Source organism: Kitasatospora sp. NPDC059599, assembly GCF_042735125.1.
GTDB lineage: Bacteria > Actinomycetota > Actinomycetes > Streptomycetales > Streptomycetaceae > Kitasatospora.
The window spans coordinates 1-15,048 of sequence record NZ_JBHWCL010000202.1 but is presented as its reverse complement, the minus strand read 5'-3'; the positions used below and the strand labels follow the sequence as shown (position 1 = coordinate 15,048).

Annotated in this window: 10 protein-coding genes and 2 pseudogenes; 3 read left to right on the top strand and 9 right to left on the bottom strand. The window is 74.7% G+C overall.

Annotated elements, in window-relative coordinates:
• From ACFV04_RS40245 to ACFV04_RS40225, 5 genes and pseudogenes are all read right to left on the bottom strand, one after another.
• A partial coding sequence (locus ACFV04_RS40245; protein WP_380536024.1) for a cupin domain-containing protein occupies positions 1-1,040 on the bottom strand: 1,040 nt, incomplete at its 3' end.
• Positions 1,037-2,008 (bottom strand): carbon-nitrogen hydrolase family protein, encoded by a 972-nt coding sequence (locus tag ACFV04_RS40240; RefSeq protein ID WP_380345416.1) that lies wholly within the window; start codon positions 2,006-2,008, stop codon positions 1,037-1,039. The genes ACFV04_RS40240 and ACFV04_RS40245, both read right to left, overlap by 4 nt.
• Before the next feature lie 8 nt (positions 2,009-2,016).
• The gene (locus tag ACFV04_RS40235) at positions 2,017-4,410 is read right to left on the bottom strand and encodes an FAD-dependent monooxygenase (protein WP_380536022.1); all 2,394 of its coding nucleotides are present in this window, start codon (positions 4,408-4,410) and stop codon (positions 2,017-2,019) included.
• Positions 4,407-4,730 (bottom strand): annotated as a pseudogene (locus tag ACFV04_RS40230) (acyl-CoA thioesterase); the annotation flags it as partial. The pseudogene ACFV04_RS40230 and the gene ACFV04_RS40235, both read right to left, overlap by 4 nt.
• A gap of 105 nt (positions 4,731-4,835) precedes the next feature.
• A pseudogene (locus ACFV04_RS40225) lies at positions 4,836-6,434 on the bottom strand (AMP-binding protein); the annotation flags it as partial.
• A gap of 271 nt (positions 6,435-6,705) precedes the next feature.
• On the opposite strand from ACFV04_RS40225, the gene ACFV04_RS40220 reads away from it, so the two are divergent.
• Both ACFV04_RS40220 and ACFV04_RS40215 read left to right on the top strand, forming a co-directional pair.
• Entirely contained in the window at positions 6,706-7,968 is a 1,263-nt protein-coding gene (locus ACFV04_RS40220; protein ID WP_380345420.1) for a sensor histidine kinase, read from the top strand.
• On the top strand, positions 7,953-8,600 hold the full coding sequence (locus ACFV04_RS40215) for a response regulator (protein ID WP_380536019.1): 648 nt from the start codon (positions 7,953-7,955) through the stop codon (positions 8,598-8,600). The genes ACFV04_RS40220 and ACFV04_RS40215 overlap by 16 nt, the downstream gene beginning before the upstream one ends.
• 3 nt (positions 8,601-8,603) lie before the next feature.
• Here ACFV04_RS40215 and ACFV04_RS40210 read toward each other — a convergent pair whose 3' ends face one another.
• From ACFV04_RS40210 to ACFV04_RS40195, 4 genes are all read right to left on the bottom strand, one after another.
• Positions 8,604-9,635, bottom strand: a complete 1,032-nt coding sequence (locus ACFV04_RS40210) for a hypothetical protein (RefSeq protein ID WP_380536017.1) — start codon at positions 9,633-9,635, stop codon at positions 8,604-8,606.
• A 483-nt stretch (positions 9,636-10,118) separates the two neighbouring features.
• Complete coding sequence (locus ACFV04_RS40205) at positions 10,119-11,132, bottom strand: zinc-dependent alcohol dehydrogenase (RefSeq protein WP_380536015.1); 1,014 nt, start codon at positions 11,130-11,132, stop codon at positions 10,119-10,121.
• A gap of 197 nt (positions 11,133-11,329) precedes the next feature.
• A complete protein-coding gene (locus tag ACFV04_RS40200; RefSeq protein WP_380536013.1) occupies positions 11,330-11,827 on the bottom strand; it encodes a GNAT family N-acetyltransferase in 498 nt (165 codons plus the stop codon).
• Complete coding sequence (locus tag ACFV04_RS40195; protein ID WP_380536011.1) at positions 11,824-13,170, bottom strand: DUF6271 family protein; 1,347 nt, start codon at positions 13,168-13,170, stop codon at positions 11,824-11,826. Before ACFV04_RS40195 ends, ACFV04_RS40200 begins: the two co-directional genes overlap by 4 nt.
• Before the next feature lie 355 nt (positions 13,171-13,525).
• Here ACFV04_RS40195 and ACFV04_RS40190 point away from each other — a divergent pair, with 355 nt between their 5' ends.
• Positions 13,526-14,725 carry a peptidoglycan-binding protein gene (locus ACFV04_RS40190; RefSeq protein WP_380536009.1) on the top strand — a complete coding sequence of 400 codons (1,200 nt, stop codon included), beginning with the start codon at positions 13,526-13,528 and terminating at the stop codon, positions 14,723-14,725.
• The last annotated feature ends 323 nt before the right edge of the window (positions 14,726-15,048 follow it).

Here is a 15,048-nt window from a genome sequence, read left to right as displayed (position 1 = left end):
GCCCAGGACGGGACGACGAAGATGTCGCCCTGCTGCCACTCGAAGCGCTGTCCGGCGACCACCGAGACGCCGCGCCCCTTGGCCGCCGTGTAGACCACCGAGCCGGTGTGCCGGTGTGCGCGGGTGGCCTGGCCCGGGCGCAGCAGCTGCAGGTGGGCGGCCATCGTCGGCATCACCGGGCCGCCGGTCACCGGGTTGGTGTACTCCATGATGACGCCGTCGTACGGCGATCCCTCGCTCGCGCGGGCGAGTCGGCACAGCGCCTCGTAGCTGGGTTCCCAGGGCCAGCCGAACAGCGGCGAGTACGGCCGGGTCCACTTCTCGGCGCCGTACGGCAGCAGGTTGCCGCCGTAGCTGAGCAGCGAGGAGTTCACCACCGGGCCGGGGCGCTGGTACAGCTCGGGGTGGACCTCGTAGAAGTTGGCGTCGAGCGTGTTGACCAGCGGGATGTCCAGGCCGTCCTGCCAGATCACCGGGGCGTCGTCGGACTCGTTGCCGTGCTCGTGCCAGGTGTTGTTGGGGGTGATCGCGAAGTCGCGCGGGCCGACCTTGAGCCGCTGGCCGTCTACGATGGTCCAGGCGCCGGTGCCCTCGTGGACGAAGCGCAGTGCGGAGGCCTGGTGGCGGTGCGCGGTCATCGCCTCGCCGGGGCCCATGATCTGCAGGCCGGTGTACAGCAGGCCGACGGCGGCGCTGAGTTCGCGGCGGCCGGGGTTGACCAGCATGACCACCCGGCGGCCGGCGTCGTCGGCCTTGACCAGCGGCAGCGCCTTGCGTACCAGCGGGCGCAGGTCCGCGTAGCGCCAGAGCACCGGGACGGACTTGGGCTGCGGGTACCAGGGCTCGATCTCGTTCGCCACCGTCCACAGTGCGCCGGCCGAGTGCTCGGCCAGCTCCTCGTAGTAGGCGAGGAGTTCGGGGCTCTCGGTGACTCTTGCGCGGCCGATCCGGTCGTCGTCGTGGTCCTTGTCGCGGGCCTCGTCGCGGGCCTCGTGGTGTGGGAGGCCCGCGCGGTTCGAGCGGCCGTCGGGACCGGTCATGACTCCTCCTCGGGGAACACCAGGGGCCGCAGCGGGCGGTCGTCCACGTGCAGCCGGAACACGTCGAAGCGGTTGTAGTGGCCGACGATGTCGTGCATCTGCTTGGGCTGGATGCAGCGGCCGAGGTCGATCTCGGCGTAGACGATGCCCTCCTCGTCCACCAGGGGTTCGGTGACGGCCCGCCCGTCCGGGCCGAAGATCCCGGACAACGCGCTGCGCGGGCGGGCGAGTTGCTTGCGCAGCTGCTGGTCGTCGCCGGCGATCAGGTCCACGATCTCGGGTGAGATCGTGGAGCAGGAGACCACGGTGAACAGCTTGCCCTCGAAGCAGTGGGCCGAGGCGCGCAGCGCGATGGCCTCCGCCATGTCGTAGTCCTCGGGGGCCACCGGCAGGGCGATGTAGCTCGCGGCGTGGACGAGTTCGCCCTGGGCGAGCAGGGTGAAGCGGGCCAGGGTGTTGGTGTTCTCGCCGCAGGCGAGCGCGCCGAGCGGGCCGACGGCGGTGCGGTGCACCTTCAGGGTGCTGCCGTCGCCCTGGGTCCAGGTCAGCTTCTCGGCCCAGGTCGGCACCAACTTGCGGTGGACGCCGAGCAGTCCGCCGTCCGAGTCGATGATCAGCAGGGTGTTGTACAGCACCCCGAGGCTGTGCCGGCCGCGCTCGTTGACGCCGATCACCAGCACCACGCCGGCCTGCCGGGCGGCGGCACGCAGGGTGTCCACGTACGGGCCGGGGACGTCCACGGCGGCCCGGTACAGGCGCTCGTACCAGGGCGAGCCCTGCACCGGGTTCATCGTCCAGTTCCAGTACGGGTAGCCGGGCACGAAGACCTCGGGGAAGACCACCAGTTCGGCGCCGTGACCGGCCGCCTCCTGGATCAGCGCGACGGCCTTGTCGACGGTGGCGGCCGGGTCCAGGTAGACGGGCGCGGCCTGGACGGCGGCGGCGGTGAAGCGGGGCAGGTGGGGCACGGTGCTCGTCACTCCTCGGGCGGGGTCGGCAGCCAGCGGCGGTGGACGGGGGCGGGCGGCTCGCGCAGCAGCTGCAGCCGCGGGGCGACCCGGTCGGCGCCGGGGCCGGGCGGCTTGCGGCTGCCCGCCAGCCAGGGCTCGGGCCAACGGGCGCCCGGGCCGGTGTAGCCCTGGTCGGCGGCGGCGTGCAGGGTCCAGAGCGGGTCGTGCAGCTGGGCCCGGCCGACCGCGACCAGGTCGGCCCGTCCGGCCAGCAGGACGGAGTTGGCGTCGTCGGGGCCGGAGATCGCGCCGACCGCGACGGTCGGCAGCCCGGTGGCGGAGCGGACCAGTTCGGCGAAGGGTGTCTGGTACCCGCGCCCGTACGGCGGACGCTGGTGCGCCACCACCTCGCCGGTGGAGACGTCCACCGCGTCCGCCCCGGCCTCGGCCAGCGCGCGGCAGATCGCCACCGCCTCGGCCTCGGTGGTGCCGCCGGGCGCCCAGTCGCTCGCCGAGATCCGGACCAGCAGCGGCTGTCCGGCCGGCCAGGCGGCGCGCACCGCGGTCAGCACCTCCAGCGGGAGCCGCAGCCGGTGGGCGAGCGGGCCGCCGTGGCGGTCGGTGCGCTGGTTGGTGAGCGGGGAGAGGAACGAGGAGACGAGGTGCCCGTGGCCGAACTGCAGCTCCAGCACGTCGAACCCGGCCCGCGCCGCGCGCTCGGCGGCCGCCGCGAAGTCCGCCGTGACGGCTGCCAGTTGGAAGTCGTTGGCCTCGTGCGGCACCGGGCTGTCGGCGTCCCACGGGATCGCCGAGGCGGACAGCAGCGGCCAGCCCCCGGCGAGCGGGCGCCCGATGCCGTCCGGTCCGGGGACGGCGGTGGCGCCCCGGCGTCCGGCGTGGGTCAGCTGGATGCCGAGCGGGGTGTCGCTCACGGCCTTGACGGCGCGGACGAGTTCGCGCCAGGCGCCCTCCTGGCGGTCGGTCCACAGGCCCGGGCAGCGGTCGGTGGCCCGGCCCTCGGCGCTGACCGCGGTCATCCCGGCGAGGACCAGCCCGGCGCCGCCGAGCGCGTGTCCGGTCAGCTGGGCCCGGTCGAAGGCACCGGGCAGCGTGTCGGAGGAGGTGAAGGTCGCCAGCGGCGGCACCACGACGCGGTTGCGCAGCTCCAGCGCGCCCAGTTTCAGCGGCCGGAACATCGGCGGCACCCCGGGCGAGCCGCCGAAGGCGGTGTCCACGGCGTCCACGAAGGCGGCGTCGCGGGCCCGGAGGTTGCCGTAGGTGACCCGACGGCTGCGGGTGAGCAGGTTGAAGGCGAACCGGTCGATGTCCTGCCCGGTGCGCCGCCCGACGGTCTCGAACCACTCCAGGCTGGCCTGCGCGGCGCGCTGGGTGGACTCCACCACCGGGCGCCGCTCGGCCTCGTACGCGACCAACGCCTCGTCCAGGGAGGGCTGTTCGCCCAGTGCGGCGGCCAGGGCGAGGGCGTCCTCCAGGGCCAGTTTGGTGCCCGAGCCGATCGAGAAGTGCGCGGAGTGCGCGGCGTCGCCGAGCAGCACCACGTTGCGGTGGTGCCACCGCGCGTTCCGCACCGTGGTGAAGCGGATCCAGCGGGAGGCGTTGGGGATCAGCCGGTGGCCGTCCAGGTGGCCGGCGAGCAGCTCCGCGCAGCGCCGCACGCTCTCCGTGTCGCTCTCGCCGCGGGCGAACTCCCGTGCGGCGAGGGCCTCGAAGCCGGCCCGGCGCCAGGCGTCCTCGGCGATCTCCACGATGAAGGTCGAGCGGGTGGCGCTGTACGGGTAGGCGTGCACCTGCAGGGTGCCGAAGTCGAACCGCTCGACGATGAAGGTGAAGGCCTCGAAGACCTTGTCGGTGGCGAGCCAGATGTAGCGGCAGTGCCGTTCGTCCGCGTCGGGGCGGAAGGCCTCCGGGTACGTCGCCCGGGTGCCGGAGCGGATGCCGTCGGCGGCCACCACCAGGTCGTACCCGGCGGCGAGCCGTTCGACGGGCGGGGCGGGGGTGCGGTAGCGCACGTCCACGTCGAGTTCGGCGCAGCGCTCGCGCAGGATGGCGCGCAGCCGGTTGCGGTCCAGGGCGGCGAAGCCGTGCCCGCCGCTGGTGCGCACCCCGCCCGCGTAGCGGACGTCGATGTCGCTCCAGCGGGCGAACTCGGCGCCGATCGCTGCGAAGACCTGCGGGTCGGCCTGGGCGATGCCGTCCAGGGTCTCGTCGGAGAAGACCACGCCGAAGCCGGACTCGTCCTCCCGGCCGTCCCGTTCGAAGACGGTGATCTCCCGCTCCGGGGCCGCCCGCTTGGCCAGGGCGGCGAAGTAGAGCCCGCCGGGGCCGGCGCCGATCACCGCGATCCGGCGCGCCCGGGTGCCGGGGCCCGCCGCCGGACGGGCCCCGGCCGCGCCGGTCACGCGACCACCTCCGGCTGCTGCGGTCCGGACTCGGTCAGTGCCCGGCGCACCCGGACGGGCCACGGCTCGGCGCCCTTGGTGTGCGGCGCCGCGTGCACCACCGACATCCGGCCGCTCGCGGCCAGGCCCTGCGGGCCGTGCACCTCGAAGGCGTAGTGCAGCGAGGAGCCGCCGACCCGGACCACCCGCAGCTCGGTGCGGACCACGTCCCCGAACCAGAGCCGTTCGCGGTAGTCGGCCTCGAAGTGCACCCGGGGGATGCGCCCGAACAGCTCCGCCAGCCCGAGCCGGCGCAGCAGCGCCGCCTCCGCCGCCTCGGCCCAGCGCTGCACGGCGGAGAAGTGGTAGTGCCCGGCCGCGTCGGTGTCGGACCACTCGACCCGGCGCTCGATCGCGACGCTGGCCGGGGTGAGCGAGGCCCGCCGCCGCAGTTCGGCGCGGTGCAGCTTGCCGGTCGCGGTGCGCGGCAGCTCGGTGACGAACTCCACCACCCGCGGGTACTTGTACGGGGCGATGGTGCGCTTGACGTGCTCCTGGAGGTCGCGCACCGCGTCCGGCCCGGCCGGTGCGCCGGCGCGCAGCACCACGTACGCGGTGACCACGCTGCCGCGCCGTTCGTCGGGCGTGCCGACCACGGCGCAGTCGGCCACGTCGGGGTGCGTGGCGAGCGCCTGCTCGACCTCGGGCCCGGCGATGTTGTAGCCGGCCGAGACGATCATGTCGTCGTTGCGCGCCTGGTACCAGAAGTAGCCGTCCCGGTCCCGGACGTAGGTGTCGCCGGTGAGGTTCCAGCCGTCCCGGACGTAGCTCGACTGGCGTTCGTCGTCCAGGTAGCGGCAGCCGGTCGGGCCCTTGACGGCGAGCAGCCCGGGTTCGCCGTCGGGCACCGGGCGGCCCTGCGCGTCCAGTATCGCGGCGCGGTAGCCGGGGACGGGCTTGCCGGTGGCGCCGGGGCGGACGGACTCGTCGGCGGCGGAGATGAAGACGTGCAGCAGCTCGGTGGCGCCGATGCCGTCGATCAGTCGCTGCCCGGTGGTGGCGTGGAAGGCCTGCCAGACGGCGGCGGGCAGCGGTTCGCCGGCCGAGACGCAGCGCCGCACCCCGGCCAGCCGGTCGGCCAGTCCGGCGGCCAGGATCGCCCGGTAGGCGGTCGGTGCGGTGAACAGCACGCTCACCCGGTGCCGCCGGACGTGTTCGGCCAGCTGCTCGGGCGTGGCCTGCTCCAGCAGCAGGCTGGCGGCGCCGGCCCGCAGCGGGAAGACCAGCAGGCCGCCGAGGCCGAAGGTGAAGCCGAGCGGCGGGGTGCCGGCGAAGAGGTCGTCGGGGGTGGGGTGGAGCAGGTGGCGGGAGAAGGTGTCCGCGTTGGCGAGCACGTCGCGGTGGAAGTGCAGGGTGGCCTTGGGGCGCCCGGTGGTGCCCGAGGTGAAGGCGATCAGCGCGACGTCGTCGGCGGCGGTCGGGACGGCGGTGAAGCCGGGTGGTTTGGCGGCGCAGCGGGCGGTGAGGTCCTCGGGGCCGTCGCCGCCGTAGGGGACGATCCGCAGGCCGGGGGCTCGTGCCCGGTCGAGGTCGGCCAGGTAGCGGTGGTCGCACAGGGCCAGGGCGGGCTTCGCGATGTCGGCCAGCTGGGTCAGTTCGGTGGCGCGCAGCAGCGGCATGGTGGTGACGACCACCCCGCCGGCCTTCAGGACACCGAGCCAACAGGCGGCCAGCCAGGGTGTGTTGGGGCCGCGCAGCAGCACCCGGTTGCCGGTGGCGAGGCCGAGGTCCTCGGTCAGCAGGCGGGCGATCCGGTCGGCGTGGTCGCGCAGTTCGCCGTAGGACCACTGCTCGGTGGGGGTGAGCAGGCAGCGGCGGTCCGGTCCGAGGCGGTCGATGGTGTCGTCGAGCAGGGCGGCGGCGCAGTTCAGGCGGTCCGGGTAGGCCAACTCCGGTAGTTCGAAAAGGAGTTCCGGCCACTGATCGAAGGGTGGGAGGTGGTCTCGGCAGTACGTGTCCACGTGCGCCGAGGGGGAGAGCTCCATGGGCGGCACCTCGTCGTGCGAGCGGGAGTGAGGCCAGTATGGCGCTTCGGTGACGCCAGTCAAGAGAGCGATACATGCATTCGGGCGACGCCGCCGGACCCCGGCGGCGCGCGGCCCCCACCCCCGCGCGGGGGTGGGGCGGGCCCTCCGCCGGGGTGGGGCAGGCCCTCCGCCGGGGTGGGGCAGGCCACACTCCTGCGCCGACCACGGGTCCGGCGGGCACCGGCTGGTGCAGAGTGGAGACGTCGAAACACGGGGGCGAGGAGCGGGGATGTCGGAACAGTCGGTGTCGTGGGGCGTACGCGCCGGAGCGGGGTTCGTCCGGGCCTGTGCGGTCGCGGCCGTCACCCTGCTGGTCCCGGCGGTGTGGGCCGCCGCCGTCGCGCTGGGGATCCGGTGGGGGCCGGCGAACCCGTGGTCGTGGCTGCTGCCGGTCGTCCTGGTGTGCACCGGCACGCTCGCCCTCGCCCGCCCGGTCTGCCGGACCGTGCGCCACCTGGTCGAGCGGTGGACCGGCACGGCCGTGCCCGCCGGTTACCGGGAGCCCGGGCCGGTCACCCGGATGTCCACCGGGTACTGGTGGAACGGGCACTCCTACGAGCGCAGCCGCCGGGACGCCGTCATGGACCAGGCGTGGCGGACCTGGTGGGGCGACCCGGCCACCTGGCGCGACCTGCGGTTCACCGGGATCGCGCCGTTCACGGCGGGCCTGGCCGCGGCCGTCCCGCCGGCCGCCGCGGCCGGTGCGCTCCTCGGGCTGCTCCGGCCGGAGCCCCTCGCGCACGCCGCCGGGGCGCTGGCCGCGGTCGTGGCCGTCGCCTCCGCCCCGTACGCCTGGCGGCTGGTCGAACCGGTGGCGGTCCGTTTCCTCGGCCCCTCCGCCGCGATGCGGCTGGCCGACCGGGTGGAGGAACTGACCGCCCAGCGCGCGGACGTGACGGTCGCCCAGGCCGCCGAGATCCGCCGGATCGAGCGGGACCTGCACGACGGGGCGCAGGCCGGCCTGGTCGCGCTCGGGCTCTCCCTCGCTACCGCCGAGAAGCTGATGGAGACCGATCCGGCGCGGGCCAGGGCCCTGATGCGGGCCGCGCGGTCCGGCGCCGCGAGTTCGCTGGCCGAACTGCGGGACCTGGTCCGGGGGATCAACCCGCCGGTGCTGACCGAACGCGGGCTGGTCGACGCCGTCCGCGCCCTCGCCCTGAACAGCCCGCTCGACGTGACCGTGGCCGCCGACCGGCCCCTCCGGCCGGAACCGCCGATCGAGTCCGCCCTGTACTTCGGGATCGCCGAACTGCTCACCAACGCCTCCAGGCACGCCCGGGCGACGAGCGTGCGGATCGCCGTCGCGCACAGCGGGACCGGCATCGTCGTCGACGTCGAGGACGACGGTCGCGGCGGAGCGGTGCCGGGCGGTGCGGGCGGACTGGCCGGGCTGCGGCGCCGACTCGCGGTGTTCGACGGCACCCTGGAGATCACCAGCCCCGAGGGCGGACCGACCCGGGCGACGATGATGGTGCCATGCGAATCGTCGTAGCCGAGGACCTGTACCTGCTCCGGGACGGACTGGTCCACCTCCTGGAGGCCTACGGGCACCAGGTGGTGGCCACCGCCGCCACCGGCCCCGAGACCCTCGACGCCCTGCTGACCCACCGCCCGGACGTCGCCGTCGTCGACGTCCGCATGCCGCCGACCCAGTCGGACGAGGGCCTGCGGGCGGCCCTCGCCGCCCGACGCGAGGTACCGGGGCTACCGGTGCTGATCCTCTCCCAGCACGTCGAGCAGCTGTACGCCCGCGAGCTGCTGGCCGACGGCGCCGGCGGCATCGGCTACTTCCTCAAGGAGAGCGTGTTCGACGGCGAGCAGTTCGTCGACGCCCTGGAGCGGGTCGCCCGGGGCGGGACGGCCATGGACCCGGCCGTCATCGCCGCCCTGGTCTCCTCCGCCCCGTCGAACCGGCGCCTCGACCGGCTCACCGAGCGCGAACTGGAGGTGCTCGCCCTGATGGCCGAGGGCCTCTCCAACCAGGCCGTCGCCCGTCGGCTGTTCCTCAGCGACAGCGCGATCAGCAAGTACACCACCTCGATGTTCGGCAAGCTCGGGCTCACCGACGATGAGAACGGCAACCGGCGGGTCCTCGCGGTCCTCGCGTACCTCGACAAGCCCTGACCGTCAGCCGGTTGCGGCCGCGGTCGAGGCGGCCGCGTCGGGGGTGCGGCCGTCCTGGGCCTGCCGGGCGCGCTCGGCGAGCAGCTCGGCGAACACCGTCAGCCAGGGCGCGGTGACGGCGGCACCCGGCCCGTCGTCGCGCACCAGGAGCAGCACGGCGCCGACCCGGACCAGCGCCACCGCCGTCGACGAACCGCGGGTCCGGACGGCACTCTGGTCGCCGATCCGGGGGAGGGCCACCGCCCCCGAGTCCTCGCCGGCGGTGCGGTCGAGCGTGGCGCCGAAGGCCCGGGCGGCCGTCTCGGGTGAGCCGAAGGCGACCGCGGTGAAGTTCGCGGTCCGGATGTCCGCCGCACCGAACCGAACCGTGGCGTAGGCGAGTTGCTGATCGCAGGAATCCGGCAGCAGGCACGGCGCGTCGGCGCCCGAACCCGTGCCCGATTCCGGCCCGCTCCGCACCTCCCACCCGGCCGGCATGGCCCGCGCGTCGGGCAGCACGCCCCGCACCAGCGCCGGGTCGCGCAGCGGCTGCGCGGCGTGCGCCAGACCGGGGCCGCCCGGCTTCAGCAGCGGGCGCGAGCCCAGGTGAATGCCGAGGGCGACCAGGGCGGCGATCAGGACCAGCGCCAGGGCCACCACGATCCCGGCACTGCTGCGGCGCGCGGCGAGGGCCCGGGCCCGGGCGTCCGCGGGGCCTACCCGCAGCTGGACGGTCGTCGGGCCGGTCGGCGGAGACCCGGCACCGGTCCGCAGCTGGACGGTGCTCGGCCCGGTCCGCAGCTGCACGGTCGACGGATCGGTGGACCGCCCCAGCCCGGTGGTCGCCAGGTACTGCGCGAACGCCTCGTCGGTGGCGAGCAGATGGGCGACCGCGGCGGTCAGCTGCGCCCGCGCCTGCACGTCCTCCGGGCCCGTCTCGGCCGAGGCCAGTGCCCGCGCCCCCTCCGGCACCATCCGCAGCCGTGCCCGCACCACGTCCGCCACCGCCTGGTGCGGCCCGCCGGCCAGCAGTGCCTCCACGACGTCGGGTACCATCCCGCGGCCGTCCCCCATGGCAACTCCCCTTGCCGGACCAGTCGTTCTCCCCAGGATCCCGGACCGGCCGGTACTTCGTACGCCCGCCGACACGGAACGGAGACGCAACTGCAACCGCTCCCGGACGGTGACGGGGCCGGTGGGGCCGGTGGGACGGAGAGTCGGGCGGTGCGGTGGGTCGGGCAGTGCGGCGAGTCGGGCGGGGTGGTGAGTCGGGTGGTGCGGGCCGGGGCCGAGCGGCCGCGGTCCACCGGTGCGGACCCATCAGCCGAACCCGACCGGTCCGACCGGCCGCCGCCCCACCTGCCGGGTCGGCCGGTCGGACCGCGCCACGGTGCCCTCCCGGGAGCGGACGAAGCACGTGTGGTCCGGGGCGGCGTGTCGCGGCCCGCGCCCCGACCGGTGCGGTCGCCCGTCGGGTGTGGCCGCCCGTCAGCACACTCCGTCGGCACACTCCGCGACGCGATCCATCGGCGCGGTCGGTCAGCGCAGGTCGAAGACCAGCCGGGCGGAGACCCGGCCGGCCAGCACCTCGTCGAAGCAGGCGTTGACCTCCTCCAGCCGCCGGGTCTCCCGGATCACCCGGGTCCGGCCGAGGGCGTGCAGGCGGAACACCTCGGCGAGGTCCTCGCGGGTGCCGACGATCGAGCCGATCACCCTGGTGCCGTTCAACACCGTTTCGAAGACCGGCAGTTCGAGCTTCCCGCCGGCCGGGAGCGCCACCAGGACGAGCGTGCCGCCGCGCCGCAGCGCGCCGTACGCGGCCTGGAAGGAGGCGTTGCTGACGGCGAGCGCGACGGCCGCGTGGGCGCCGCCGAGCGCCTGGACCTCGGCCGCGACGTCCTGGCTGCGGGCGTCGAGGACGTGGTCGGCGCCGAGGTCGCGGGCGAGGGCGAGCTTGTCGTCGGTGACGTCGACGGCGATGGTCTCGGCGCCGCAGATCCGGGCGTACTGGAGCGCGAGGTGGCCGAGCCCGCCGATGCCGGAGACCAGTACCCGGGTGCCCGGTCCGGCGCCGGAGACCTTGAGCGCCTTGTACGTGGTGACGCCCGCGCAGGACAGCGGCGCGGCGTCCAGCGGGTCGATGCCTTCCGGGACGGGGACGACGTAGTCGCCGTGCGCGAGCGCGTGCTCGGCGTAGGCGCCGTCCACCGAGTAACCACTGTTGTGCTGCCGGGGGCAGAGCGTCTCCCAGCCGGACACGCACTGGTCGCACCGCCCGCAGGCGTCGGCGAGCCACGGGATGGCGACCCGCTCGCCCACCCGGACGTGCCGGACCAGCTCGCCCGCCGCCTCCACGACGCCGACGCCCTCGTGCCCGGGGACGAACGGCGGGGCCGGCCTGACCGGCCAGTCGCCGCGGGCGGCGTGGATGTCGGTGTGGCAGAGGCCGGAGGCCTCGATCCGGACCCGGACCTGGTGCGCGGCCGGCTCGGGCACCGGTCGGTCCTCGATGACCAGCGGCGCGGTGAAATCGCGGACGACGGCGGCCTTCATACGCTGCTCCCTCGGGCGTCCGGGCCGGTGCCGGTGCCGGTGCCGGTGGCGGGGCGGGCCGGTGCCGGTGGCGGGCGGGTGCCGGTGGTGGCCGCGCGCGGGTCACGGCCACCACCAGGCTCGCCCGACGGGGTGACCCTCGCCGTCCGGGCTGGGCCGAAGGAGTGACCGACCGCCCGCCCGTGGACCGCCGCCGGTCAGCGCACCGGCATCGACATGTAGACCGCCCGCCGCCCGTAGCAGGTCGGCACCGCGACCTCCCGGTGCGCGCGGTAGCCGATCAGCCTCAGCAGGATCTCGGCGCCGCGCACCGCGACCATCGAGATCCGTTCGAAGCCCAGTTCCTCCGCCCGCTCCCGGAAGTGCCGCATGAACCCCAGGGCGACCTCCTGGCCGCGCAGGTCCTCGGCGATCACCAGGTCGTGCACGTGCAGGTTGTCCGACTCGTACCGCGTCTCCTCCGGCCGGGTGAGGTCGGGGCAGCGCAGCGGCGGGTACGGCAGGCTCAGCAGGTAGCCGCGGACCGTGCCGCCCTGTTCCAGTACGAAGCAGGTCTCCGGTGAGCCGAGCGCGCGGGACTGCAGCGCCTCCCGGCCCTCGGACAGGCCGTCGGCCGCGTAGGCGTCGTGTTCCAGCGCGACCACGGCGTCCCAGTCCCCGTCGGCCAGCCGCCGGATCCGGAGGTCCCCGCTCACCGGGACGGCCCCTCCGGGGCGGCGTCGGGTCCCTCCGGTGCGGCGCCGAGCCCCTCCGCGCGGGCGGCGGCCACCAGCGCGGCCCAGGCGTCCACCAGCACCGCCCAGCGCTCGGCGTCCTGCTGCGCCTCGTCCAGGAGCTGCTGCCGCTGCCCGGCCACCACGTCGGCGAGCTCGGCGTACTTGCCGCCCAGCTTGCGGTAGGAGCGGTCCAGGACGTCCAGGCAGTGCTCGTTCCCGGCCCGGTCCCAGTCGACGCTGCCCCGCACCAGGTCGAGGATCGGCTCCGCCTTCAGCCCGTGCCGCTCGTCCAGCATCCCGCGGCCGAGGTCGATCATCCCACCGTAGACCGGGTACAGGTACAGCATCGAGAGCAGGAACTTGACGAACCGCAGCTGGTAGGCGACGAATCCGGCGCCGGTGCGGCGCTCGGGCGTGTAGTAGTTGACGATGTGGCGGTTGTGGGTGACGCCGGGCAGCCGGGAGTGGACCAGGGCGTGCAGCAGGGCGTAGTCGCTGCCGATGGTCTCGATCGAGGGCAGCAGCGGAAGCACCTCGTAGGCCCGGTGGTCCAGGGCGATGTTGCACATGTAGACGTCCCAGATGTCGGGCACGCCGAGGACGGACTCGTCGGTGTCGAACGGCTCGGAGCCGGCGCCCTTGAAGGACACGTCCACCATCGCGTCCCGCTCCTCCTCGGACCACACCGGCGGGGTCCACAGGCGCACCACGTCGCGGTAGACGGCCGGGTCCAGCTCGTGGATCTCGCTGATGTCCACGTTGAGTTCGCCGATGAAGGAGCCGCTGACCAGCATCACCGGCTTGTCCGCGTCGGCCGGGTCGAGCTCGGAGCGGGACACGCCGGCCGCCGCCTCGCCGGCCGGCCGCCCGATCGAGAGCAGCTCGTGGTGGATCGGGAAGACCTTCAGACCGTCGACGACCTGGAAGTCGGCGTCGTCGTTGCGCAGGTGCACGGAGGTGCAGCCCAGGGCCGCCGCGCCCAGGAAGAGCCGGTTGACGCACGAACCGTACGCGACGGCCCGCGGGAGCATCAGGTCGAGCAGCAGTTCGGGGTCGGCGGCGCCGGAGCCCTCGGCCGCCCGGCGCAGGAACTCCCGCTGCTGCGCCTCGCCGAGGTGGTGGACGACCACGCCGGGCGTGGGCTCCAGTGCGGCCACGGCGCCCGCGTTCTCCGCGAACGCGACGGCGCCGGTGGTGTCGAGGACGAGGAGGTGCACCTCGACCCCGAAGTTCGCGACGGCGTGGGCCGCCTCCTCCGCGAGTTCCGTGATGGTGTCGGGGCAGGACCGCATGGTGGGCAGGGCGAGGCAGACTCTTTGCATGGTGCGGGCTTCTCCATCGGATCGTCAGATACGTTTCCACGGCGGCCAGTTGGGCGCACGGGAGGTCTCGGGCGCGGGCTGGTGCCGGTCCGCCGGACCAACTTGGACTAGACCATTTGTGATGTCAACGATTGACAGCCGGGCCTCGGCGGGGTGGAATGCGCCCCCTTCCGTGCGATCGGCCGCACCCGCACGGGCGCCCGAATCGCACGCGGGGGCGAACGGCCCCCGCTGAGTCGAACGGCCGGGCGAGTACGGGCGGTTCAATGCCGCGCATTGCGCCGTCGGGGTCAATCCGCGGCCCCGACCTGCCGATACCGGAGGTGATGCCCTCAGCAGTTCGGAGGAGACCGCCATGCCCGACCTGTGGCTGCCCGGCGCCGAGGTCCACGACCTCGGCGACCACGCACCGACCGACCAGCAGTACCCGCCGAAGGCCATCGCCCACATCACCTGGGACCGCAACGCGACCGCCGCCGCCCCGCAGGACTGGTGCACCTACGAGGAACTGGTGGGCTACTTCACCGGCAGTGGTGCCGGCGACGCTCCACACCTGGTCTGGGACCCGTTCAGCGGCCGGACGGCGCAGCTCCTCCCGGCCGACTCCCGCTCGAAGAGCCTGCTCAGCCCGGCCGAGAGCCCGACCCGCACCAACCGGGCCGGCCGGGTGGTGATCCAGATCGAGGCGGTGTTCTTCCCGTACTGCCGCTACCAGGGCCGGGTCTACCCGCGGCTGGTCGACACCCCCTGCGCCGGCTGGGGCCGGATCCACGCCTGGATCGCCTCCTGGGGCGTCCCCGACGTCTGGCCGATGGGCCGGCCGGTCGACTTCTCCGGCCACCGCGACGAGAGCGTCTGGGAGACCCGCGGCGGCTGGTACGCGCACGCCCACGTCCCGTTCAACGACCACACCGACCCCGGCTCCTGGCCCGACCTCACGGCCGGCGGCGGCACCCAGGACCCCCCGCCCTCGCAGCAGCACCCGGCACCCCCCGGAGACACCACGCCCGCCCGCTACCAGGTCTCGATCAACGGCCTGCCCTACGGCTACGGCGCCCAGGGCTACCAGGTGACCGCGGTCGGGCAGGCGCTCGTCTCGCACGGATTCGGCGACCACTACCGCTCCGGCCCCGGGCCGACCTGGACGGACGCGGACACCGAGAACTACGCCGACTACCAGGGGAGTCTGGGCTACTCCGGGCAGGCGGCGGACGGTGTCCCCGGCTCCGGCTCGCTGAACCGGCTGCTCGGCTACCTCCCCGGGCAGCGGTCGGTGTCGGTCTCCCACGTGGTCTCCGCCGCGCGGACCGACCCCGGCGCCGAACAGGGCCACCGTACCTACGGGTCCGAGGTGGCGATCGTGGAGCAGGCGCTGGTGGACGAGGGGCTGCTCGAACAGCGCTGGGTGGACGGCTCCTTCGGCAGCCGCACGGTCGCCGCGTACGCGGCCTGGCAGCGGCGTTGCGGCTACCAGGCCGGCGCGGCGGACGGCATCCCCGGACAGGCCTCGCTGCAGCGGCTGGGCGCGGCACGGGGGTTCGCGGTGACGGACTGAGCCGCGCGGGTCCGCCGGGTGCCGGGTACGGGGTGCGGGGTCCGCGGGTGCGCCGGACCGGCCGCGCGGGTCCGCGGCCCCTTCCGGGTACTCCCGGGGAAGGTGTGCCGGCACTCCCTGGCGAGCACGCGTACTCGCCAGGGAGTAGCCGACGTTACTTCCGTCGCCGGATGCCCGATGACGGGCGGACGGGGGAGTCTGGGGCCGTCCTCGTGGCCCCGACTCGAAGGAGGTGCCCGTGCGCCCGTCCACCGGACCGGTCGGAGCCGTGGCGACGCCCGAAACGGCCCTCGGCGACAGGCGGCGACCGGCGGGCCGCCGCC